Annotated in this window: 14 protein-coding genes; 7 read left to right on the forward strand and 7 right to left on the reverse strand. The window is 61.8% G+C overall.

Annotated elements, in window-relative coordinates:
• Positions 1-349: 349 nt before the first annotated feature.
• The 4 genes from MWN76_RS16450 to MWN76_RS16465 all read right to left on the reverse strand — a co-directional run bounded on the left by MWN76_RS16450 (position 350) and on the right by MWN76_RS16465 (position 11,851).
• Positions 350-934 (reverse strand): hypothetical protein, encoded by a 585-nt coding sequence (locus tag MWN76_RS16450; RefSeq protein WP_250463261.1) that lies wholly within the window; start codon positions 932-934, stop codon positions 350-352.
• A 548-nt stretch (positions 935-1,482) separates the two neighbouring features.
• Positions 1,483-2,523: a hypothetical protein gene (locus MWN76_RS16455; RefSeq protein WP_250463264.1), complete on the reverse strand. Its 1,041-nt coding sequence runs from the start codon at positions 2,521-2,523 to the stop codon at positions 1,483-1,485.
• Between the two features lie 1,640 nt (positions 2,524-4,163).
• Positions 4,164-8,453, reverse strand: a complete 4,290-nt coding sequence (locus MWN76_RS16460; protein WP_250463267.1) for a hypothetical protein — start codon at positions 8,451-8,453, stop codon at positions 4,164-4,166.
• Between the two features lie 89 nt (positions 8,454-8,542).
• Positions 8,543-11,851, reverse strand: coding sequence for a TonB-dependent receptor (locus MWN76_RS16465; protein WP_250463269.1), 3,309 nt, complete (start codon positions 11,849-11,851; stop codon positions 8,543-8,545).
• A gap of 516 nt (positions 11,852-12,367) precedes the next feature.
• Between MWN76_RS16465 and trmL the strand changes: the two genes are divergently transcribed.
• From trmL to mnmC, 3 genes are read left to right on the forward strand one after another with little or no spacing between them, the layout of a single operon-like run.
• Positions 12,368-12,832 (forward strand): tRNA (uridine(34)/cytosine(34)/5-carboxymethylaminomethyluridine(34)-2'-O)-methyltransferase TrmL, encoded by a 465-nt coding sequence (trmL, locus tag MWN76_RS16470; RefSeq protein WP_250463272.1) that lies wholly within the window; start codon positions 12,368-12,370, stop codon positions 12,830-12,832.
• Between the two features lie 17 nt (positions 12,833-12,849).
• Positions 12,850-13,374, forward strand: a complete 525-nt coding sequence (fldB, locus tag MWN76_RS16475; protein ID WP_250463275.1) for a flavodoxin FldB — start codon at positions 12,850-12,852, stop codon at positions 13,372-13,374.
• 12 nt (positions 13,375-13,386) lie between these two features.
• On the forward strand, positions 13,387-15,375 hold the full coding sequence (gene mnmC, locus MWN76_RS16480; RefSeq protein ID WP_250463278.1) for a bifunctional tRNA (5-methylaminomethyl-2-thiouridine)(34)-methyltransferase MnmC2/FAD-dependent 5-carboxymethylaminomethyl-2-thiouridine(34) oxidoreductase MnmC1: 1,989 nt from the start codon (positions 13,387-13,389) through the stop codon (positions 15,373-15,375).
• Between the two features lie 36 nt (positions 15,376-15,411).
• On the opposite strand, the gene MWN76_RS16485 is transcribed toward mnmC, so the two are convergent.
• Entirely contained in the window at positions 15,412-16,029 is a 618-nt protein-coding gene (locus tag MWN76_RS16485; protein ID WP_250463281.1) for a DUF502 domain-containing protein, read from the reverse strand.
• Positions 16,030-16,040: 11 nt separating this feature from the next.
• Here MWN76_RS16485 and MWN76_RS16490 point away from each other — a divergent pair, with 11 nt between their 5' ends.
• Positions 16,041-16,820: a glutaminyl-peptide cyclotransferase gene (locus MWN76_RS16490; protein ID WP_250463284.1), complete on the forward strand. Its 780-nt coding sequence runs from the start codon at positions 16,041-16,043 to the stop codon at positions 16,818-16,820.
• A gap of 377 nt (positions 16,821-17,197) precedes the next feature.
• Here MWN76_RS16490 and MWN76_RS16495 read toward each other — a convergent pair whose 3' ends face one another.
• Positions 17,198-17,569, reverse strand: a complete 372-nt coding sequence (locus tag MWN76_RS16495; RefSeq protein ID WP_250463287.1) for a hypothetical protein — start codon at positions 17,567-17,569, stop codon at positions 17,198-17,200.
• 232 nt (positions 17,570-17,801) lie between these two features.
• On the opposite strand from MWN76_RS16495, the gene recQ reads away from it, so the two are divergent.
• The 3 genes from recQ (at position 17,802) to MWN76_RS16510 (ending at position 22,858) form a co-directional block, all read left to right on the forward strand.
• Positions 17,802-19,616, forward strand: coding sequence for a DNA helicase RecQ (gene recQ, locus MWN76_RS16500; protein ID WP_250463290.1), 1,815 nt, complete (start codon positions 17,802-17,804; stop codon positions 19,614-19,616).
• 205 nt (positions 19,617-19,821) lie between these two features.
• The gene (gene aptA / locus MWN76_RS16505; protein WP_250463293.1) at positions 19,822-21,156 is read left to right on the forward strand and encodes an omega-aminotransferase AptA; all 1,335 of its coding nucleotides are present in this window, start codon (positions 19,822-19,824) and stop codon (positions 21,154-21,156) included.
• 205 nt (positions 21,157-21,361) lie between these two features.
• Complete coding sequence (locus MWN76_RS16510; protein ID WP_250463295.1) at positions 21,362-22,858, forward strand: CoA-acylating methylmalonate-semialdehyde dehydrogenase; 1,497 nt, start codon at positions 21,362-21,364, stop codon at positions 22,856-22,858.
• 102 nt (positions 22,859-22,960) lie between these two features.
• On the opposite strand, the gene MWN76_RS16515 is transcribed toward MWN76_RS16510, so the two are convergent.
• The gene (locus MWN76_RS16515; RefSeq protein WP_250463297.1) at positions 22,961-23,947 is read right to left on the reverse strand and encodes a Gfo/Idh/MocA family protein; all 987 of its coding nucleotides are present in this window, start codon (positions 23,945-23,947) and stop codon (positions 22,961-22,963) included.
• Positions 23,948-23,994 lie beyond the last annotated feature (47 nt).

The raw sequence follows: 23,994 nt of genomic DNA on the forward strand, positions 1-23,994 counted from the left end.
TCATAATTGTATTAACAGCTATCCAGAATCCTTAAGCCCTGTATTCACCTCGTATCGTAGAGTCGTCATTCCGGACCCGATCCGGAATCCATGGTGCTGGGGGCACCTTCGCTGGATCCCGGATCGAGTCCGGGATGACGACTGCGACGGCAGGTTTTGGTCAAAACAATTTTTCGACAATTAATAATTGGTACTTTAGAGCCAGCAAAGCAGCGCGTAGCCCGGATGGAGGCGCGCAGCGCCGGAATCCGGGATTATGGTGCCGGGGTGCACCCAATCCCGGATTGCGCTGCGCTCCATCCGGGCTACTCCCGTCGACCCGGAAGCTCGAACCCGGAAACTTGAGAGATCAGAGCTCGGTGCCCGGCGCTTCGGTATCCAGGTCGGTAAAGATCTGCACACCACTGAAGTTGTAGGTGCCGATGGGATCGATGCCCAGCACACAGCTCAGGGTCTGCAGCGGCTCATCGTTGAACAGCACGGTGATCACCTTACTACCCTCATTCTTCCCAAAATCAACAACACCCTTGTAAGCACCCAACGGCGCCGGGCCACCATCCGGTGCTTCCAGGGAGGAAAAGTCAAGCTGACCATCATTCCATATAACCGCCTGCGAAATGGTGAAGCTTTGTAGTGTGCAGCTGGCAACACCATCGCCAGAAAACAATACCTCCGCTTCAATACCCTCAACCGGACCATTTTTATCCACACAGGTTGAGATAGATGCCTCTCCAGCAACATTGCGCTCTTCCTTCCGCTTAGTCAGCGGGCTTTCGAAGGTCAGATAACCCGACATGGTGCAAACCAGGCCGTCGACCTCCTGGGCCTGGGCGGCAGCCGCAGCAAACAGGGAGACACCGAGACAGGCGGCCACAAGGCCGAAAGCACGGAACAGGGATTTAACCGCACCTAAAACATCGACTAACTTATTCATTACAAGCTCCACTCAATGGAATCGGATAATTTGAAATTGATACAAAAGGCAACATCAGACATACGCCCGCAAGGAACAGCATTTACGGACGGCCGGCATATTAACTGTCCAATATTGCAAAGGTATGCTCCATTAAAACCGATTCGCTATCTAAAGCCGCCCGACAAATACAGTTAAAATATAAAAAACTGCCTATAGACTCGAAAGCCAGTCGATCGCGACATTTATTTTCAGGAGAAAAACGTAACCTGAGCAATAAAAAAAGCGCAGACCAGGCTGCGCATAGAAATGGGGGAGCGGGCAATGCAAGCTTCCGCCAGCCGTAACTCCCCCGTCCGATCAGGAGAGCGCTCCAATACGAAGCGAGTCTTATCCTGGAGCACTACAGCCGACACTCGCACAGTGAAAGGAATTCACACTACCCGCCTAACTAAAGACGCAGTCACAATGCAATGGCGACAAAAACCTTTACTCCGGCATACAAAAAAGCGCAGGCCAATGCCTGCGCTCAATAAAGGCCGGAGTTTCCAGCTTATAGTCAGACCGTATCAGTCACAGGCAGGCGCAGACCAGAAGGAAGCGCTGGTGAAGCCTGTAGCGGAAGTTTCGGCCGGCAGATCAGTGGCATTGCAATCGTAAGCCAGGGAGCTGAAGGAACCACTGCTATTCGCATCAATATCATCACAACCTACACCAGCGTAACCGCTGATATCGATATTGGTGAAGGAGCCCAGGGTACCTTCCTTGAGGCGGAAAACTTCATCTGTCTGAACCGCACCACTGGCCAGGGTGATGGAAGCATTGGTAACAGAACCGTTGGACTGCGGCTGGTTGCTGGGATCATTGGGGTTGCCAGCCAGCTCGAATGCGTAGCCGGCGCTGTCAAGATTGGAAGCGCCAGCACCGCCTTGCAGGATAGACAGGTTCTCGATGGAACCGTGGAAACCGGTATCCCAATCGACACTGTCATCTTCGTTGCAGGTCAGCCACAGGTTGTCCACTTCAGCATCGCCACCGAAGAACTCGATACCGTCATCGGCATTGTTGTGCACGTGTACGTTTTCGATAGTGGCGTTGGCATCGTCAACGGCGTACAGGGTCAGGCCGTTGATTTCGTTGCCATCTTCGATCACGTGGCCGCCTTCGGCAATCACCACGTACCGCAGGGTGCTGCTGCTGTAGCTGTCGGCCAGGCCACCGCCAAAGTAATGGCCCGCTGCAACCCCTTCCATCTCACAGCTACCGGTGTCGTTCGGGCAGTCGTTGCTCTGGCCGAAACCGGCGATCACCAAGCCGCCCCATTCGCCGGACTCGCTGTAGTTGTCATCCAGGGAAGAGAAGACGATCGGGTCCTGGGCGGTGCCCACGGCATCGATACTGGCGCCGCGGGAAATCAGCAGACCGGAATTGCTATCTACCGCACCCGCGATCTGTGCACCGGCCTCGATCTGCAGGACGGTGTGATCCACGGAAGACGGCGTGGCGCTGGCGCCGCTGCCGTTGCCGACTTCGACGATACCGGGCAGGGTCCATACGATCGAGACGGGGTTTTCACTTCCATAGAAAGTACTTTCTTTGGCCAGAACCACGGTATCATCTACCGCAATGTTGTTCGGGAGTTCACAGCCCAAATAATATGTATTGTTGAATGGAATAAAACCTATTGAGTCACCATTATTATTACACTCTGCGTCCCCACCCAGAGTGGTAACAGCCTGGGACGCCGAAGCCAGGGCCAACAGGCCCACAGTGGCAATTACTTTTTTCATTTCAATCTCCATAAATGAAAATGTGTTTAAGCAAACAGGATAAAAGTCCAAACCCGGAAACAACCTCCTTATCCCGGGCAGCATCCAAGCTACACAGGAAATATTTCACCGGCATTTAATGGAAATAATAAATAGTCATTTTTACCGCAGAAAACGATAAACAACAGTATAAAAAACTGCCTATAGACTTAGTGAAAACCCAATGTGCGACATTAAGTTTTTATTTAAAAATAGTTTCCGAAAAATGGCGCAGCCCGGATGGAGGCGCGCAGCGACGGAATCCGGAATTGGGGTGCCGAGCCGCACCTTTTCCCGGATTCCGCTGCGCTTCATCCAGGCTACGCTGATCGGCTCGCAACCTCGAAATCCGGAACTTTAGGGCGTAGCCCGGATGGAGGCGCGCAGCGACGGAATTCGGGATTGGGGTGCCGATCTGCACCTTTTCCCGGATTCCGCTGCGCTCCATCCAGGCTACGCTGATCGGCTCGCAATCTCGAAATCCGGAACTTTAGGGCGTAGCCTGGATGGAGGCGCGCAGCGCCGGAATCCGGGATTGGGGTACCGAGCTGCACCTTTTCCCGGATTCCACTGCGCTCCATCCAGGCTACGCTGATCGGCTCGCAATCTCGAAATCCGGAACTTGAGGACGTAGCCCGGATGGAGGCGCGCAGCGCCGGAATCCGGGATTGGCGTGCCGAGCCGCACCTTTTCCCGAATTCCGCTGCGCTTCATCCAGGCTACGCTGATCGGCTCGCAACCTCGAAATCCGGAACTTTAGGGCGTAGCCCGGATGGAGGCGCGCAGCGACGGAATTCGGGATTGGGGTGCCGATCTGCACCTTTTCCCGGATTCCGCTGCGCTCCATCCAGGCTACGCTGATCAGCTCGCAATCTCGAAATCCGGAACTTTAGGGCGTAGGCTGGATGGAGGCGCGCAGCGCCGGAATCCGGGATTGGAGTGCCGAGCCGCACCTTTTCCCGGATTCCACTGCGCTCCATCCGGGCTACGTTTATCGGCTCGCAACCTCGAAATCCGGAACTTTAGAGCGTAGCCCGGATGGAGGTGCGCAGCGCCGGAATCCGGGATTGGCGTGCCGAGCCGCACCTTTTCCCGGATTCCGCTGCGCTCCATCCAGGCTACGCTGATCGGCTCGCAATATTGAAGTAAGAAAGTTAAGTTATTTGAAAATAATTTCCGATATAAAAAAGCGCAGGAAAATCCTGCGCCAAATAGGGATCGGTGTTTTCGTTTATATACAGATTAAATCAGTCACAGGCAGGCGCAGACCAGAAGGAAGCGCTGGTGAGTCCTGTAGCGGAAGTTTCGGCCGACAGATCAGTCGGATCGCAATCGTAAGCCAGGGAACTGAAGGAACCGCTGCTAACATCGAAATTAATTCTTAATTTCACACAAAAAAGGGCCGACCAATGTCGACCCTTTTCCGGAAAATCAATAAAAGATCAATTCTCGGGGATACTTCTTCCCGTCTCGATCGGCACAAAGTAGTCCAGCGCGCCGAAATAGTTGGTTTCGAGGATAAACGCCGGATCTGCGGACTGGGAGCCGGAATAATCCATGGGCGCCTCACCCAGATTAATCAGGTTCGCATCCGGGTAAAGCTGACTTTCCCAACCGTCAAATACGGTTACGCCCTGGACATCTGTGTAATTGCTTATTGGTTCCCCACTCATAACCCAATCGAAGTAATATACATCCGCGTCGGCCAGGCTGGGGTTGGAAATATTATTCCTGTTACTGACCGCACCCTCGTTATTGACATGGGTCCTGGTTGCAAAAGTTCGGTCGATCTGTGCCACCAGACTCGGATCGCTGGAAATTTCCTTGCAGGCTAAGGCTACCTGGCTCAGGATCACCTCCTCGCCCAACAAGCTTTCGACGCTCGGGTCGACGGATATGCACTGATCAACCGTGAGATTTCCGAGAGAACTATCGGTTTGGCCTACGCTGGGGCCAACGACGCTGTTATACAGGAATGCACCGCTACCGTGGGATAGCTCTATCGCGGTACTGCCCACCTCAACCGGTTCGCACGGCAAAAACGGAAGAATACACAGATCCGAGCTCTCCGTTACATAGAGAGTCATATTGGCCAGGGTAGGCATGGAACGCGGCAGATCGTTTTCGTGGCCCTCATCGCCATTGACACCGCGAATCAACGGATATTGTTGCCAGTTTCCGTCTTCATCCTGGAACAGGGTATCGAAATAGGCGGGATCGTTACTGGCTGCCGCGCCGGCACCACGCAGGCCTTCGGCATAAACACCCTGCATATTGCCCCGATAGCCATGATTCCAGCGAATGGCACTGCCCGGCACCCTGTCGATATTGACTGAGCGCAGGTTTACCGTTCCCCCGTCAATATCGATCATCGCACCGCCCAGGTCGTCGGTACTCCAGGTATCGGCGCCCTCGAGATTAAGATTCTCGAGCTTGCCGCCGCGGCCAACGCTGTTCAGGTACAGCCGGCTGCCGTCGATACGCAGGTTCTCGACCTCCAGGTTACCGTGGTCATCGTCGTAACCGCCGTGATAGCCGAACTCGCCCTGGATATTGCAGACGCGGCTGCCGGGCTCGGCCATGGCATCCGGGCACTGGTTGTTCCGGGCAAAGCCATCCACGATCAGGTCACCGCCCAGCGCAATGGGGCCGGAGGCATCGGGATCGGTCTCTCCGTACAGCGCCTCGCCCCCAAGTGCCACCAGTTCACCGCCGCGGGTAATATGCAGGCCGCCCCTGTCGATCGTTTGGATAGAGGCGGAGGCCTCGATACCCAGTGTGACCGGGTCCGCTTTCATGGCTTCGACCTCGGCGGTATCGGTGATCTCCAGGTGCCCTTCGCCGACCCGCACCAGGCCGTTGAACAGCCAGACAGTATAAAGCGGATCGCGCGCCACCTCGTATTCGATTCCGTCATGTTCTACAACATCGATGACCTGCCCGTTGCTGTTCACCGCCTCCCGGTCCGCACCGGTATAGGTGGTCAGCACGAGATCCTCGGTCAGGGTGCCGCGAAGCCCGCAGACAGTGCGCCGTGGATAATAATCGAAGATTTCGTTGCCATCTTCATCTTCAACGTCAACCTTCTCGGGCCCCTCTATGACATAGTCCTCTTCCAGCACCCCCTTGAAATCGCACACCGCCGCCAGGCGGACGCCGACGGAATCGCTCCAGTCCAGGTACCAGTCGTCCTGGGAATCCCGCACCGAGCCCATATAGCCGACCCCCGCCTCCAGGTAGCCGGCGGCGGCGCCGGCCAGGGTGAAGTCGATGGCACCTTCGATGGCGGGAATATCCGGGCCGCTGGCGACGTAGTTGCTGTCCAGCACTGCAGCCACCTCGTAGACGCCGCTCGTGAGGGTGGCATTGGCAAAATCGAAGCCGCCGTCTTCGTCCTCCTGCGGCAGGGTGTTGTCACCGGCGTTGCAGTCCAGCACCACATTGTCGAAGTGGATCTGGCGCGGGTCCGTGTACTGCAGGTCGGCGGTGGCCTGGTGGTCGATATCCAGGCAGGTATTGAAGTCCGCCACCACCGAGTTGTACAACAGCAGGCCGGAGCCCTGTTCCAGCAGTATGGCGGTGTCGGCGCTGACGCTGCCCTTCATGGTAATACTGGCCAGTACCGGGCGCGAGCGCGGGTCCCGGTCGTGGTCTTCACTGGTGTTGCGGCCGTGCAGGGCGTGGCCGAGGCTGCTTTCGCTCGACTGCAGGATGGCGTACTGCAGGGTGCCGCGGTAGCCGCCGCTCCACTGCACCTGGTCGCCGGCGGAGCCGGAGACCAGCAGCCGGTCGATATTGACCGCACCGCCGCTCAGGGCCAGGCCGTCGCCGGCGGCGCCGGCGATATCCAGGTTATCGATCTGGCCGGCCGCGCTCACCTCGTTCAGGGTCAGTGCCGCCTGGCCGCTGCCGCCATTCAACAGGCGCAGGTACTGGATATCCACGAACCGGCCCCGCGCCAGCGCGCAGGTTTCCGCATCGGCACAGCTGTCCGCCAGGCCGTTGATGGTGATACCGCCCCAGTGGGCGCCCCGGTCCTGCGGCCTTATGTCCAGCTCCACCGGGTCCTTCACGGTACCGGCGACGGTAAGGCGCACACCGGGGTTCACCACCAGCGAGGCATCCGCCGGTAGCCGGAGCCGGGAGGTATCGTCCAGGATGACCTTCTGCGGCGCCGCCAGCAGTGCCCGCTGCTGGTCGGCATCCAGGGTGCCGAAGTCACTGCCCAGGGTCACCTCGCCCCGGATACGCCAGGCCACCCGCTCGCCGTTGATATCGTCGTCGAAATAGAAGTTTTCGGTAATTTCGCCCTGCAGTTCGCAGATGCTGTAGCTGTCGCCCTGACCGATACTGACGGTTTCCTCCAGCGGCGTGCCGACGCCGTAGCAGGGTTCGTAGGTGAGGCTGAAATCGTAGGGGCTACTGGGAGCATCGGCGCTGCCAGAAATGTCCTCGATACCCGTGGCGGTAATTTTCAGCCCCGGGTCCAGGTCCGGGTTTGTGGTGAAGAAGTTTTCCGCCGCGGCCAGGGTGTCGGCGGCGTAATCGCTGCCGTCCTCGGCGGCCGCGCTGGTGCTGTCGCAGTAGAAAATACTGTTGCTGACAGGCGAGACGCGGGTGATGCCGTCGTTCACCTGCAGGCAGCCGGAGAAGCCCTGGATAACCACATTATTCACGGCCACCTCGCCGCCGCCGCTGAGGCGAATGGCGTTACCCGCCTGCCGGTCTTTATCCACCAGGGTGAGTCCGTCCAGCGCCACGTTGCTGCCGCTCTCGCCGCGCAGGGCCGGCTCTTCATTATCGTGGTAGACAGTTCCCCCGATATTTCCGCTATAACCGCTGTGCCAGTGTACGGCACTACCGCTATTGCCAATGCTGCGAATACTGAAACCAATAGCGCCGCCGTTGAGTTCCAGGCCGGTCTTGGCGCTGTAGGCGGCGTGAGAGGCCCTGGCGCTACTGTTCTGCTGTGGATGCGGCGCATTGAGGGTAACGGCGGCAGACGGGGCAATGCCACTGGCCGGCTCACCGCCGGCCTCCATCGCCCAACCGCCGAAGCCGGTAGGGTCCTGCCTGGTACCGATTTCTTGGGTATCCATATCAGACGGAACGCCGCCGTAATAACCCCAGGAGCCCTCGATATTACAGAAGCTATCCGCACCGATATTGCTGCCGCAATCCGCGTGCGGGCCCACACCGTTGACCACCACTCCGGCCCACTCGCCGGTGCCGGTGTTGTTGTCATCGACGGATTCGATATGGCTGAACAAGTCGCCGTTGCGATGCACCACCACCAGGGCACCCTCGCGCGCGTAGAGTGTTAGTAGGCCCACCACCGGGTTCGGGAGAACCTCGACCCGATGCATGGTATCCGCCTTCCAATCCGCCAGGGTGGCGTAGCGCTTGCTCTCGCCGATTTCGTAGGTGCCATCCAGTACCCACACCAGCGGCTTGAAGTTGTGGCTACCCTTCAGGCGCACCTCACCGCGCTGGCCCACATCGGTATTCAGCAGGCAGGCCTGGATGGGCTCGCCGTCGACGGTGACGGGGTCCGTGGGCGTGCCCACGACACCGCCGACCGCTACCTCGCACTGTTGCAGGCTGATTTCCAGGGAGTCTTCCTGGGCGATATCGTCGGAAACCTCCCCCTCACAGGCGGCCAGCAACAGCGCGCCGGCGGCCAGCAACAGGCCGCGGGGAAGAAACAGGTTTTTTGCTTTGAGTGAAAACATTGGATCACCTGGTTGAATTGGTCTTGAAAGCTTTGCTTGCAGGAGCCTGCAAGCAGGCTCCTGCAGGGAGTTCTGAGGCTCCCGCGTTATCAGAAGTCGTAGCTGGCCTTGAGCTTGAATTTGCGCCCGGATTTATATTTCAGGTAGGGCACGCTAAATTCCTCGTACTCGTAGTCGTGTTCCGCATCCAGCAGGTTTTCCGCAGATGCGGAGACAGAGAGGCCGTTCAGGAACTCTTTTTTGTAGATCAGTTTCAGGTCGCCGTAGGGCTGCTCGTACACATCGCCGAGGGGCTCGGCTTTGCTGGTTGGCGGCGCCACGATCGCCAGTTCCTCGCCGGTCTGGTTGAATACCAGGGTCACCTCCTGACCGGTGTCCAGGTGGTCGTATCCCAGTTGCAGGTTGGCGATATAGTCCGGCTGGCCCTGCAGGGGCCGGTTGATTTCCCGCTCGAAGGAGCTGCCTCCATCCACAAGGTCAACGGAGGAGGTGATATCCGTGTAGTTGAACTGCACGAAGAGCTGGTGGCCGCCGTCCGCGCCCAGCGTGAATTCACGACGCATATCCAGCTCCACACCCTCCACTTCCGCCTCCAGCGCATTGCCAAAGGTATAGATATCGAAAACCTCACCGCTACCGTAAAAGCGGTTTTCGATGGCGTTGTCCAGTTGCTTGCGGAACAGCGCCAGGGTGATGGACTCGGTTTCCGAGGGATACCACTCCAGGCGCAGGTCCAGGTTCTCGATATCCGCCGGCTTGAGTTCCGGGTTGCCACGGTACTGCTCCAGGGTTTCGATATCGTTAAAGCGGCGCGGCAATACCTCGAAGACCTCCGGCCAGTTGACGGTTTCCGACCAGGCGGCGCGGAGCTGCCAGGCGTCGTTGAACATCCAGGTCAGGCCCAGGGAGGGGTTGGTGCGCTCCTTGTCCATCAGGTTGGTGAGGGGCTCCGGCGTAAACGCAAAAAGCTCGGCATCCAGTACAAAGGTCTCCTTGCGCACCCCCAGGTTGACCTTGAGCTTTTCCAGGATATTGGCCTCCACCACGCCGTAATGGGCATCGGTCTGCAACTCTGAAAGGTAGTCGTCGCCGACCAGGCCCACATCCGCTTCCGGTTTGATCGTTCCGTAACTGCCCACCCGCAGGAGCCAGCCTTCGTCATTCAATGAGCCGACGATATTCTCGGGAGTCAGAATCTCTCGCGGATCTGCCACACCCGAACTCTGCCAGCCACCGGCGTTGTGAAAACTGTAGCGCACGAAGTTTCCATCCCTGTCCCGCTGCAGGTCCTGCAGGCCGGCCTTGAACAACAGGGAGACACCGCCGAGATCTTCCACCGGCAGCGCCAGGTCCAGGCGGTAGCCATCGTTCTCCTCCGTCATATCCTCCCAAATGTTGTACTGACTACCAGCGCTATCGCTCAGCCGTACAGAGTCATCCATACTGTCCATAAAATAGGTATACAGGCTGGCATTGGGGCGGTCATATTCCGTCTCGGCCCCCATCACCTGCCACTCCAGTTCCAGGTTGCCCAGGTAGAGGGACCAGCCGCGGTCGGCGGAAATATCCAGGCTGTGGGAACCCCACAACTGGTGGCTGACAAGCTGCTCCTCGATCCACTCGGAGCGCTGCCTGGTTGCGCGATCTGTATCCACGTTCTCGCGCAGGCCGGATTCCTCCCCCCTGCGCAGGCGTTCGGCGGCTTCCGCGGCAAAATCCTGGCCAGCTGCTTCGAATGCGACCAGTGAGGTTTCCAGTTCACTGGAACTGGTGGTATGGCGCAGGGCGATATTGTTGAGGCCGAGCTGGTGATTATCGGTAATATCCCACTGCAGGTTGAGCATGGCGCTGAGGTCTATTACATGGTTGGTATCCAGCGTTTCGTTCTCGCTGTCCAGGCGCAATTCTGTCTCTCCCGAGGCTAACTCAACGCCACGGAAACGGGTGTTTTCCTTGATATTGCTGCTCCACTTGTTCGCATAGCGCACCGCGCCGATCACGCCCAGGTTTTGCCGGCCCAGCTCCCAGCTGTCACCGCCACTGAAACTTAAACTGGAATCCAGTTCCGCCTCGCCGAAGTAAATGGCGCTATGGGGCACCGCCTCGCCCAGAGCTTCCACTTCGTCTGTGTTGTAGCCTTCGGTTACCTCGCCGGTCTGCTTGAGGTCCAGATAGTAGTCCACGGTGGGCCTGAGACTTTCCGGCAACTCGCGGGTGCCGTCGTCCATGCCCAGCCAGTCCCGGTCGCCCTCGGTGCTGCTCATCAGCAGGTCGTCACCGTGGCTGTCGCCGCGGCTGGCGGAGTAGGACACCTTGAAGAAGCCCTCGTCCGGGATATCCTTGGTGCGCATATCGATATGGCCGGCAGTGGCAATCAGGGGGACATCGGCCGTGGCGTTTTTCTGCAGGCTGAGGCTCTGCATGATGCCGGCGGGGAAGATATCGAAAGGCAGGTCCCGGCGGCCCGGATCGGTGCTGGGCAGGGAGGCGCCGTTGAATTCAACCGACTGGTAGCGGCCTTTCATGCCGCGCACCACGGCAAAGCGATCGTCTTCCATGGAAACCCCCACCACGCGCTTGAGGGCGGAACTGACCATGGAATCGTCGAAGCGGGCAATCTGGGTGAAGTCGATGCTGTCCACCACCGAGGAGGAGATGCGTTCCAGCGCGATGGGGTTGCTTTCCAGGTAGCGGCCCACCACCTGCACTTCCTCGATGGAAGCACTTGCCGGCACCTCCGCCGCGGTATCCACCGCGCTCATCTGCACATCCACTGCCAGGTTCATCTTGGGCAGCACGCGCAGGGCGGCCAGGCGGCTGGAGCGGTATTCTTCGCGGTCCAGTTGCAATTCGTAGACGCCCGGCGGGAGTTGCAGTTCGAAGTTGCCGTCGCGGTCGGTCACGGCCTGCTCGTCGCCGCCGACAACCCTTACCGTGACATTGCGCAGCGGGGCTGCGTTGTCCTTGCCGACCACGGTGCCCTGGATCAGGCCCGGGGCCAGGTTGTCGCCCTCGCCGGGGGCGATCATTACCGCATCCCCCGCGCTGGCGTCGAAGCGGGCGAGGTCGATGCGCTGCAGGGATTTGGTGGATTCGCCACTGGCGGAGGCGTGGTTGACGGTGATCACCGCCGCTTCATCGGCGGAAACGGAAAATTCATAGGGAATGGCTTCGCCGTCGATGCGCACCTGCAACTGGTGGCGGCCGCCGCCGACTTCGTCGTACCAGAAGCTTTCGCCCATCGCGCTGCTGCCGATGGATTCGCCATCCAGCAGCACTTCCGCCACCGCCGCCGGTTTGCCGTCGACAAACGCATCCAGCTTGATGGCCGCCGCCTGCCCCTGGCTGGCCACGGCCATGCCGATGGCGCTGCAGAGCAGCCGCTTTGAAACAGTCAATCCCATGTTGTCCCCCGCTCTAAGGCTAAGAAAATAAAAAGAAACATTGATGTCAGCGGCCGGTGTCGATCCCGGCCGTCTAAAAACAGGTACACCAGTGCCACGGGCACTTCCCGTAGCGGACGCTTTAAATGACGGAGGAAAAAGGCGATGGCGACAGGGGCAAGATGAAGCTTTGGTGAAGGTTTTATGGCGGAATGGATCCGGCCACTGAGTCCGGGGGTTTCAGGGTGATTTATTGGCTCTGGTGCCTGCGGCACTGGATCCCGGATCGAGTCCGGGATGACGGGTCTGGGGACTGGATAACATGCGGCAGGAACCGGAGAACTCCCAACCTCCCACTTCGTCATTCCGGACCTGATCCGGAATCCAGTGAGGGGCCCGGTGCGGGACGAAGAGTCGACTATGGTGGTGCCCGCGGCTCTGGGGCGCGGCGGCCTGCAGAGTCGCCAACGGCGCGTTATAATGCGCCGCCCTACTGTTCAGCCCGCCCGGCGGGCGGCCCGAAGACGCCCGATGTTCAAGATTGTTCTCTACCAACCGGAAATCGCCCCCAATACCGGCAATATCATCCGCCTCTGCGCCAATACCGGCGCGGAGCTGCACCTGATCGAGCCGCTGGGGTTCGCAATGGACGACAAGCGGCTGCGCCGCGCGGGGCTGGATTACAGCGAGTACAGCCGCGTGCTGCGCCACCGGGACTGGGCGGCGTTTGTGGACGCGGAGCAGCCGGCGCGAGTGCTGGCGCTGTCTACCAAGGGCAGCCGCAGCCACGCGGCAATGGATTACCGGCCCGGCGACGCCGTCGTCTTCGGCCCCGAGACCCGCGGCCTGCCGGCGGACTTCCTGCAACAGGTGGGCCCGGACCACACACTGCGCATCCCGATGCGCCCCGAGAGCCGCAGCATCAACCTGTCCAATGCGGCCGCGATAGTCATTTACGAGGCCTGGCGGCAACTGGAATTCGCCGGCGCCCGCTGATCGAGAGCTGACTCACCATGCTTGCACCCATCGGACTCTTTTACGGTTCCAGCACCTGCTACACGGAGATGGCGGCGGAGAAGATCCGCGAGCGCATCGGCACCGAGTGGATCGATATCCACAATGTGGCCGAGGACGATATCGCCCTGGCGGCGCAGTACGACTTCCTGATCTTCGGCATTCCCACCTGGGACTACGGCGAGCTGCAGGAAGACTGGGACGATGTCTGGGACGACCTGGCGCAACTGAACCTGGATGGCAAGACGGTGGCCCTCTACGGCCTGGGCGACCAGGAGGGCTACCCGCAGTGGTTCCAGGACGCGCTCGGCTACCTGCACGCGCAACTGCTGGCCTGCGGCGCCCGCGCGGTGGGCTACTGGCCCGCCGAGGGCTACGAGTTCGAGGCGTCCAAGGGGCTGACCGAAGACGGCGCGCAGTTTGTGGGCCTGGCGCTGGACGACGAGAACGAGTTCGACCTGAGCGACGAGCGCATCGACAAATGGTGCATGCAGGTGATGCGCGAATTCGGCCTGCAGAAATAGCGGGCCGCCCGGGTGAGCGACGAGAAATTTCACGCGGAGATCCAGTGGCGCGACGACGGCCAGCCGCTGTCGCCTGCGTTTGACGATATCTATTTCTCCAGTGAGTCCGGCCTGGACGAGAGCCGCTACGTCTTCCTGCAGCAGAACGAGCTGCCGCAGCGCTTCGCCGCGCTCGCGGCCGGCGATACCTTCACCATCGGCGAAACCGGCTTCGGCACCGGCCTGAATTTTCTCGCCGCCTGGGATTTGTGGCGGCAGTCGGCCCCGACCGGCGCGCACCTGCATTTTGTCTCGGTGGAAAAATTCCCGCTGCGCCGGCACGACCTGGAGCGCGCCCTGGCGCTGTGGCCGCAACTGCAACCGCTGGCCCGGCAATTGCTGCAGCAGTACCCGCCCTTTACCGCCCGCGGTGTACACCGGCTGCACTTCGGCCCCGTGCAACTGACGCTGGCCATCGGCGAGGCCAGCGAGGCCTTTGCCGGCCTGCGCCTGGGCGATGACCACCGCGATCGCAATGTCGCTGCCTGGTTCCTGGACGGCTTCGCCCCGGCCAAGAACCCGGACATGTGGACGCCGGCATTGTTCGACAATATCGCCGCACTGAGCCGGCCCGGTGCCAGCTTCGCCACCTTTACCTGTGCCGGAATCGTGAAACGCGGCTTGAAAAAGGCCGGCTTTGCGCTGGAGAAAGTGCCCGGGTTCGGGCGCAAGCGGGAGATGTTGCGGGGGCGGTTACAGGAAACCCTGGCAACCGCCCCCGCCGCGACGCCCTGGCACCTGCCGCCGGAATCCGGGGCAGACGCAGATCGCCGATCGATCGCCGTTATCGGCGCCGGTATCGCCGGCGCCACCTGCGCCCGCGCCCTGGCCGAACGCGGCCACAAGGTCGCCGTCTACGAACAGGGCCCCCACCCCGCCGGCGGCGCCTCGGGCAATGACCGGGGCATCCTCTATGCAAAGCTCTCCCCCAGGCCGGGCCCCAACGGCGATTTCAACCTGCACGCACTGATGTTTGCCCAGCGCTACTACCGCCAGCGCAGTCCACAGGCCGTGCATTTCGACGGGCTGCTGCAGTTGGCGCAGTCGGAAAAAGAGCAGGCGTTGCAGGGGCAGATTGGCGGGTTGCTGCAACGGCATGGCGCCGGGGCGCTGGCGCGGACTGTGGATGCCATCGAGGCGGGCGAGATTGCCGGGCTGCCGCTGGATTTTGGCGGGCTGTATTTTCCGCAGTCGGGATGGCTGGAGCCACGGCGGGTTTGCGCCGCGTTGCTGGCGCACGAAAATATCGAGCTGCGCTGCGATACGCGAATCGAAAGCCTGGAACGGGGCGGGGAAGGCTGGCAACTGCGCAGTGTTCGCGGGGAGGACTTCCGTGCCGATGCGGTGGTCATCTGCACCGCCAACGCCATCCGCCAGCTCCCGCAGACCAGTGCCCTGCCCCTGCGCCCCATCCGCGGCCAGGTCTCCGGCGCGACGGCCACCGCGTATTCCGGCCAGCTGAAAACCGCCCTCTGCGGCGACGGCTACCTGACCCCGGGCGCCGGCGGCCGGCACAGCTTCGGCGCCAGCTTCAAGCTGAAGGAAACGGATACGGAGCTGCGCGAGGAGGAGCACCGGGACAACCTGGACACCCTGGCGGCCATGGTGCCGGCGGTGGCCGCGGGGTTTGCCGGCCAGCATCTGGGCGGCCGCGCCGCGCTGCGGGCGGCAACGCCGGATTACCTGCCGATGGCCGGGCCGGTGCCGGACTGGGATGCCCTCGACACCACTTACGCCGGGCTGCGCCGGAACCGCAAGCTGCTGATCCCGCAGCGGGCCGCCTGCCGGCCGAACCTGTTTGTGCTGGGCGGACTGGGCTCGCGGGGCTTTACCTATGCGCCGCTGGCGGCGGAGGTGCTGGCGGCGTGGATTGGCGGCGAAGTGTTGCCGGTGCCGGCAGAGCTGGCCAAAGCACTGCATCCGGCGCGGTTTGCGATCCGGGACCTGGGTAAAAACCGTTAACTCCCGGATTCCGCTGCGCTTCATCCGGGCTACATTCTACGGTTTCGCCGGGGCCAGCAACGCCGCACTGCCGGAACCGCAGGCCACGATCGATTTCATCGCCGCCTCCACCGAGACATCGGGCAGTATCTCCACGCAGTTGGCGGGCACGTGGTAGACAAAACCGGAGGTGGGCACCGGTGCGGTGGGGACGTAGACGGTGTAGTCGCCGTTGTCGTGGCGGGAGGTGACGATGGCGGTGACGGAGAGCGGTGTCTCCGGGCCGTGGATGCGCACCCGCGCCACCGGCCCGGCCAGCACGCCCTCGCCGGCGCCGCTGCCGATAAACTGCAGCACCAGGTCCTTGATGGTGTTGTAACCCGGCGCCAGCCGGCCCAGCCAGTGGTCCAGGTGCCGGTGCGCCCAGCGGCCGACGCTGGTCTTTACCAACAGGCCAATCAGGAAGCAGCCCCCCAGGATCAGCGCTATCACCACCAGCCGCGCGAGGGTATCCTTGAATTCCGTGTGTGCCTCCAGCCAGGTCACCACCGGTGCCAGCAGGTCGCTGATCTGGCCAAACAGCCACTGGAACAACAGGATAAAGATGGCGATGGGCAATACCACCGCCAGGCCCCCCAACAGGGTCAAGGTGACAAATGTTTTTACTCGGGTCATGGTCTTATCTGATGCAAAGCCTGCAAATACAAAAATGGAGTTTACTGCTGCTCGCCCTGCTGCTGCCTGAACTGGCGGCCTCGGAGCCACTGGCGAACACGCCCTACGAGATACTGGAGCAGCGCCAGCGCCCCGGCGATCATTTCACCCAGGGATTGTATTTCGATGGCGAGCGCTGGTGGGAGAGCAGCGGCCGTTACCGGCAGTCCTGGCTGGCCGAGTATACCGACCCCACCGACAATCCCCTACGCCGCAAATGGCTGGCTGCGAACCGCTTCGCAGAGGGGCTGACGGTGTTGGGCGACAAACTCTACCTGCTCACTTACCGGGCCGGGGAGTTACAGCTCTACAAGCGCAGCGACCTGTCCCCGCTGGGCAAAATCCGCTACCGGGGGGAAGGCTGGGGCCTCACCAGCGACGGCGAACAATTGATCATGAGCAACGGCAGCGACGAACTGACCTTCCGCGACCCGAAAACCTTCGAGGTGCGGCGCCGCCTGAAAGTGCACGGCGGCGACCGCCAGTGGTCACAGTTGAATGAACTGGAATACGCCCACGGGCTGGTCTGGGCCAATATCTGGCAGGACACGCTGATTGTCGCCATAGACCCACAGACCGGCGCGGTGCGGCAGCAGATCGACCTGGAACCACTCCAACCCGACTCAAACCACCCGGACGTGGTCGCCAACGGCATCGCCTGGGACAGGGATCGGAATGGGCTCTGGGTCACGGGGAAGTATTGGCCGGCGCTGCACCTGATCCGGCCGGAGGGATTTGGCAGCGGGCCGTGAGGGCCGGAATGCCGGGCAGGATTCCCACCCTCCGATGCGTCATTCCGGACTCGATCCGAAATCCAGTGAAGGGGCCCTGATCCTGGATCCCGGATCGAGTCCGGGATGACGAGTACGTGGCTTGGAAAGGATGCAGTGGAAACCGCAAGGCTCCCCACTTCCCGCTTCGTCATTCCGGACCTGATCCGGAATCCAGTGAGAGGGCCCCGGTCCTGGATCCCGGATCGAGTCCGGGATGACGAGTACGTGACCTGGATAGAAGGCGACTGAAACCGGAGGACTCCCAACCTCCCGCTTCGTCATTCCGGACCTGATCCGGAATCCAGTGAAGGGGCCCCCGGTCCGCGATGACAGGATGGGTGCAGCGGAATCGGAAGTTACCCCCGATAGAAGTCAATCACCGTCAACACCCCACCCCCGCGCACGAGATCCAGCGCCGCGCCGCTGATCTGCAGGCGGAAACCGCGGCCCATATGTTGGAGTTCGACACCCTCGACCCCCGCGGCACCGCTGTACAGCATCGCGTGATCACCGCGCTCGCCGCGCCACTGGACGCCCTCGACCTTCTCCATGCCGGGCAGGTCGAGGGTGAGTGTCTGCAGGTCGGCCGGCAGCGGGCGCAGCTCCAGCCGGGCAATGCCGCTGGCGGTGGCAATGGAAAATGCCAGTTGGTGTTCCGGCGCGGGCTGCCAGCCCAGGTGGGTGTCGGCCAGGGCCGACTGGACCAGTGTCTGCGGGGGAGTGGTCACGCATCCTGCGGTCCCCAGGGTTCCCGATACCAACAGCAAAGACAAAATTATTGAAGTGCGCATAGCCTTATCCTTGGTCTATGACTGTGGTGCGGCCGATTATAGGCGCACCGGATTCAGCCATGGACTTAATCCCTGCCATTTTTGTGAAATATTTCCGTCAAATCAATGGTCGGAAATGCCAGATCCCTGCCCGATTCTGCACGCCCCGGGCCTGATATACTCCGCCCCCATGACTTCTCCCCAACATATTCTCGAACACGTTTTCGGCTACACCGAGTTCCGCGGCCCCCAGCAACAGGTGATCGACACCCTGATGGCGGGCAGTGACGCCCTGGTGCTGATGCCCACCGGTGGCGGCAAATCCCTCTGTTACCAGATCCCTGGCCTGGCGCGGCCCGGCTGCGGCGTGGTGATCTCGCCGCTGATCGCACTGATGCAGGACCAGGTGGAGGCACTGCAGGCCGCCGGCGTGCGCGCCGCCTTCCTGAACTCGTCGCTGCCGTTCCACGAGGCCCAGGATATCGAGACGGCACTGCTGCACGGCGAACTGGACCTGCTCTACCTGGCGCCGGAGCGGCTGCTGCAACCGCGCACCCTGGGGCTGCTGGCGCAGGCGCAGCTGTCACTGTTCGCGATCGACGAGGCCCACTGTGTCTCCCAGTGGGGCCACGACTTCCGCGCCGATTACCTGCAACTGAACTGCCTGCACGAGCAGTTCCCGAACGTGCCGCGCATCGCCCTGACCGCCACCGCCGACGAGCGCACCCGCGGCGAGATCGCCCGGCGCCTGGACCTGGAATCGGCCCAGCACTTCGTCAGCAGCTTCGATCGGCCCAACATCCAGTACCGCATCGCGCAGAAGAACAACCCGCGCCGCCAGTTGCTGCAGTTCCTGCGTGACGAGCAGCAGGGCAACGCCGGTATCGTCTACTGCCTGTCCCGCAGCAAGGTGGAAAACACCGCCGAGTGGCTGTGCCAGCAGGGTTTTGACGCCGTGGCCTACCACGCCGGCCTGCCGGCGAACGTGCGCGCGGAACACCAGCGGCGCTTCCTGCGCGAGGACGGCGTCATTGTCGTCGCCACCATCGCCTTCGGCATGGGTATCGACAAACCGGACGTGCGCTTCGTCGCCCACCTGGACCTGCCCAAGAGCGTGGAGGCCTACTACCAGGAAACCGGCCGCGCGGGGCGCGACGGCGAACCGTCCACGGCGCTGCTGCTGTACGGCCTGGAAGATGTGGTCAAGCTGGGCCAGATGGCGGCCATGTCCGAGGGCAGCGAGGAGCACAAGCGCGCCGAGCGCAACCGCCTCAACGCCATGCTGGGCCTGTGCGAAATCACCAGTTGCCGTCGCCGCGCGCTGCTGCGCTACTTCGCCGAGGAACTGGCGGAGGACTGCGGCAACTGCGACACCTGCCTGGAACCGCCGCAGACCTGGGACGGCACCCAGGCCGCGGCCAAGCTGCTGTCCTGCGTCTACCGCACCGGCCAGCGCTTCGGCGCCGCCCATGTGATCGACGTGCTGCGCGGCTCGGAGAACGAGAAGGTGCGCAAGTTCAACCACGACCAGGTCTCCACCTACGGTATCGGCAAGGAGCTGTCCGCCAACGAGTGGCGCGGGGTCGTGCGCCAGTTGGTGGTGCGCGGCTACCTGGAAGTGGAGGGCGAGTTCCAGGGCCTGCGCCTGACCGAATCCTGCCGCCCGCTGCTGCGCGGCGAGGAACCCATCGAGCTGCGCAAGCTGCCGGCGCAGGCCAAGGGGGCCGGTGCCGAACCCAAGCGCGGCGCGCCGGCGGAGATACTGCCCGCCGACGAACCCCTGTGGGAGGCCCTGCGCGCCTGCCGCAAACGCATCGCCGACGAACAGGGTGTGCCGCCCTATGTGGTCTTCCACGATGCCACCCTGCGCGGCATGGTCAGTGCCAGGCCGCAGACTGCGGACCAGTTGCTGGCGGTCTCCGGTGTCGGCGACAGCAAGCTGGAGCGCTTCGGGGAGGATTTCCTGGCGGTATTGCGGGAGTTCGACACCGCCACAAATGGTTAATATATTTAACACCTATGACCGAACACGCTGTCTGTTCCGGGTTGTGTTGATGTCTCCCGTTACCCCCGGATTCCGCTGCGCTCCATCCGGGCTACGCCGGATTTCATCCCGGAATAACCGAATCATAATTCAACTATTGTAAATTTTATTAACCGCCCCTAGACTCACCTCAAATACAACAAAAAACGATTGCGAGAGGTGAACCATGGCTGACAACGATCCCTTCGCCGGTCTGACGAGCGCCGAGCTCGACGCCCACTGGATGCCGTTTACCGGCAACCGCCACTTCAAGGCCGACCCGCGGCTGTTCGTCAGCGCCGAGGGCATGCACTACACCACCGCCGACGGCCGCTCGGTGCTGGACGGCTTCTCCGGCCTCTGGTGCACGAACGCCGGCCACGGCCGCAGGGAGATTGCCGATGCGGTGGCGGCACAACTCACCGGCCTGGACTATTCACCGGCCTTCCAGTTCGGCCACCCGCTGGCGTTCAAGCTGGCCAAACGCCTGGTCGACATGGCCCCCGGCGACCTGAACCGGGTCTTCTTCTGTAACTCCGGCTCCGAGGCCGCGGACACGGCGCTCAAAATCGCCCGCGCCTACTGGCGCGCCCGCGGCCGGCCGGAGAAAACCCGCCTGGTGGGCCGCGCCCAGGGTTACCACGGCGTCAACTTCGGCGGTATCTCCGTCGGCGGCATGGTGGGCAATCGCAAGCACTTCGGCCCGGCACTGGATGTCGATCACCTGCCCCACACACTGCTGCCGGAAAACCGCTTCTCCCGTGGGCTGCCGGAACACGGCGGCGAGGCGATGGCCGAGCGGCTGCTGGATATCATCAACCTGCAGGGCGCGGAGAATATCGCCGCGGTGATGGTGGAACCCTTCGCCGGTTCCGCCGGCGTGATACTGCCGCCGAAAGGCTACCTGCGACGCCTGCGCGAGATCTGCGACCAGCACGGGATACTGCTGATCTTCGACGAGGTGATTACCGGTTTCGGCCGCACCGGTTCCGCCTTTGCCGCGCAGGAATTCGGCGTCTTGCCGGACCTGCTGACCACCGCCAAGGGCATTTCCAACGGCGCCGTGCCACTGGGGGCGGTCTTCGCCCGCGACGGCATCTACGATGCCTTTATGCAGGGCCCGGAACACATCCCGGAACTGGCCCACGGCTACACCTACTCCGCCCACCCGGTGGCCTGCGCCGCGGCCATGGCGACACTGGATATCTATGAGGGCGAACAGCTGTTCGAGCGGGTCGCGCAGATGGCACCGCTATTCGAAGACGCCCTGCATGAACTGGCGGAATGCCCGCATGTCGTGGATATCCGCAACTACGGCCTGGCCGGAGCCATACAACTGCAACCGCGCGACGGCGAGCCCTCGAAGCGGGCCATGGAAGTGGTGCTGGAGGCCTATCAACGCGGCCTGCTGCTGCGCTGGACCGGCGACACCATCGCCGTGGCGCCACCGTTTATTATCGAGCGGGAGCAGATAGAGCAGATTGCGGAAACCCTGGCGGATATCCTCCAGGTTATCGATTAACGCCGCTACAGTTCGTCATCCCGGGCTTGCCCCGGGATCCAGTGATGCACCCGGTGAACCGGTTTCTGGCAAAAAGCCATCACCGACACCATGAGCACCGCCCTGGATACCGGCCTCCGCCGGTATGACGAACAACGCATTGACAGCGACATAGCAATTACAGAACCGGGGCAATCCCCAGACACGAAATACCGGGAGCACAACAATGAACACCATCGGCCACCTGATCAACGGCGAAATACTTGCCCAGGATCCCCGCCAGCAGGATCTCGTCAACCCGTCCACCAACGAAGTTACCGGCAGGGTTTCCCTGGCCAGCAAAGCCACCGTGGAAGAAGCCATCAACGCCGCCGAAGCCGCCTACCCCGCCTGGCGCGACACCCCGCCGATCAAACGCGCACGGGTCATGTTCCGCCTCAAGGACCTGCTGGAACAGAATGCCGACAAGATCTGCGAGCTGATTACTCGCGAACACGGCAAGGTATTGAACGACGCCCTGGGCGAGCTGCAACGCGGTATCGAGAATGTCGAGTACGCCTGCGGCGTGCCGGAACTCCTGAAAGGCGAGCACAGCAAAAACGTCGGCCCCGCCATCGATTCCTGGAGCGAGTTCCAGCCGCTGGGCGTCTGCGCCGGTATTACCCCGTTCAATTTCCCGGCCATGGTACCGCTGTGGATGTGGCCGATGGCCGTGGCCTGCGGCAACACCTTTGTGTTGAAACCGTCCGAACGCGATCCCAGCTCGGCGCTGTTTATTGCCGAGCTGGGCCTGGAAGCCGGCCTGCCCGCCGGTGTACTGAATGTGGTCAACGGCGATAAGGAAGCCGTGGATACCCTGCTCCACGACAGGCGCATCCAGGCGGTGAGCTTTGTCGGCTCCACGCCGATTGCCGAATACGTCTACACCACCGGCACTGCCAGCGGCAAACGTGTGCAGGCCTTCGGCGGGGCCAAGAACCACGCGCTCGTGATGCCGGACGCCGACATGGACAACGCCGTCAGCGCACTGATGGGCGCCGCCTACGGTTCCTGCGGCGAACGCTGCATGGCCATTTCCGTGGCCGTGGCCGTCGGCGATGCCACCGCCGATACACTGATCGAAAAGCTGAAGGCGCGCATCGCCGAACTGAAAATCGGCGACGGCATGGACAACAACAACGATATGGGCCCGGTAGTCACCCGCGCGCAGCTGGAGAAAATCGAGGGTTATATCGCCACCGGTGTCGAGGAAGGCGCGGAGCTGGTGGTGGACGGCCGCGACCTGGAAGTGGCCGGCTTCGAAAACGGCAACTATCTCGGTGCCAGCCTGTTCGACCGGGTCAGGGAGGGTATGGTCATCCACACCGACGAGATTTTCGGCCCGGTGCTGTGCGTGATGCGCGTGGACACCATGCAGGAAGGCATGGACATCATCGATGCGCACGAATACGGCAACGGCACCTGCATCTTCACCCGCGACGGTGAGGCCGCACGCTACTTCAGCGACCATATCAAGGTGGGCATGGTGGGTATCAATGTGCCGCTGCCGGTGCCGGTGGCCTACCACAGCTTCGGCGGCTGGAAGCGCTCCCTGTTCGGCGACCTGCACGCCTATGGCCCGGATTCGGTGCGCTTCTACAGCAAGCGCAAGACCGTCACCCAGCGCTGGCCGGCGAGCGGCGTACGCGAGGGCGCGCAGTTCAATTTTCCCAGTAATGGGTGATTGAGCGTAGGGTGCGCCGTGCGCACCGAAATAATCGGGGCCAATCCCGCTTGAGCTTGGTGCGCACAGCGCACCCTACCCCTCCGCCCGTGTTCGGAAAATCTAGACCAGCTCCCAACCATCGTGCGTCGCGGCCCGGTAGACGGCATCGATCACCCTCTGGTTCGCAACCGACGCCTCCAGGCTGAAAACGTCCACATCCCCACCGGCTGCGGCACTGGCAAAAGCCTCCGCCTGCAGTCGGTACTGGCGGGTGTTACCGAAACGGAAAATGCGAGCTTCGGAGTGATCCGCATTGTGCAGGATAACGCGGTCATCGCCGTAAATACGGGAATTGAACGGCGTCTCGACCTCGATAAAGCCTTTGTCGCCATGGAAGACCATGGACTGCCGAGCGGCCATCTGCGTGGAGACATAGAAACTCATTTCAAAATTGCCGCAATCCGCCTTGACGCTGGCATAAATGTCGGTGCCAAATTCCGGGTCGCGCTCCACCACCGCCTGCACGCGGGCGGGCTCTGTGCCGGTCACAAAGCGCGTCGCCACCACGGGGTAGACACCGATATCCGGCAGCGCACCGCCGCCCAGTTCCGGCCGGTTGCGCATATTGTCCGGGTCGACATTGTGATAGCAGAAAGCGCCCTGCACATGGCGCAGGCGACCGATCGCGCCGCTGCGCAACAGTTCGCGCACCTTGAGCCACTGGGGATGGTAGGTCACCATAAAGGCTTCCGACACCAGCACACCGTTGCGATCGCGCGCCTCGATCACGCGGGCGATATCGTCGGCGTTCAGTGCCAGCGGCTTTTCCACCAGCACATGCTTGCCGGCATCCGCCGCCTTTATCGCCCACGCCACATGCTGCGACGTGGGCAGCGGAATATAGACACCGTCCACTTCCGGCGAGGCGAGCAGCGCCTCGTAGGAGGAAAACGACTCCGCAATACCGAAGCGCCCGGCAACGGCTTTTGCCCGCGCCCCATCGCGGCTGGCAATCGCCGTAACAACGCCGTTCTCCGCATCCATCAGCTCCGGAATCACAAGCGACCGGCCGATCTTGGCGGTGGATAGAATACCCCAGCGGAACATGCAAACCTCCTGCTTCGTAACCGAATATCGGCTGCAGATTCTACGCC

Source organism: Microbulbifer litoralis (assembly GCF_023634065.1).
Classification (GTDB): Bacteria; Pseudomonadota; Gammaproteobacteria; order Pseudomonadales; family Cellvibrionaceae; genus Microbulbifer; species Microbulbifer litoralis.

Coding starts and splice junctions, on each gene's coding strand:
- fldB (WP_250463275.1), top strand. CDS start 12,850: ATGCTTGCACCCATCGGACTCTTTTACGGTTCCAGCACCTGCTACACG.
- MWN76_RS16510 (WP_250463295.1), top strand. CDS start 21,362: ATGAACACCATCGGCCACCTGATCAACGGCGAAATACTTGCCCAGGAT.
- MWN76_RS16450 (WP_250463261.1), bottom strand. CDS start 934: ATGAATAAGTTAGTCGATGTTTTAGGTGCGGTTAAATCCCTGTTCCGT.
- MWN76_RS16490 (WP_250463284.1), top strand. CDS start 16,041: ATGCAAAGCCTGCAAATACAAAAATGGAGTTTACTGCTGCTCGCCCTG.
- recQ (WP_250463290.1), top strand. CDS start 17,802: ATGACTTCTCCCCAACATATTCTCGAACACGTTTTCGGCTACACCGAG.
- trmL (WP_250463272.1), top strand. CDS start 12,368: ATGTTCAAGATTGTTCTCTACCAACCGGAAATCGCCCCCAATACCGGC.
- MWN76_RS16515 (WP_250463297.1), bottom strand. CDS start 23,947: ATGTTCCGCTGGGGTATTCTATCCACCGCCAAGATCGGCCGGTCGCTT.
- aptA (WP_250463293.1), top strand. CDS start 19,822: ATGGCTGACAACGATCCCTTCGCCGGTCTGACGAGCGCCGAGCTCGAC.
- MWN76_RS16460 (WP_250463267.1), bottom strand. CDS start 8,453: ATGTTTTCACTCAAAGCAAAAAACCTGTTTCTTCCCCGCGGCCTGTTG.
- MWN76_RS16485 (WP_250463281.1), bottom strand. CDS start 16,029: ATGACCCGAGTAAAAACATTTGTCACCTTGACCCTGTTGGGGGGCCTG.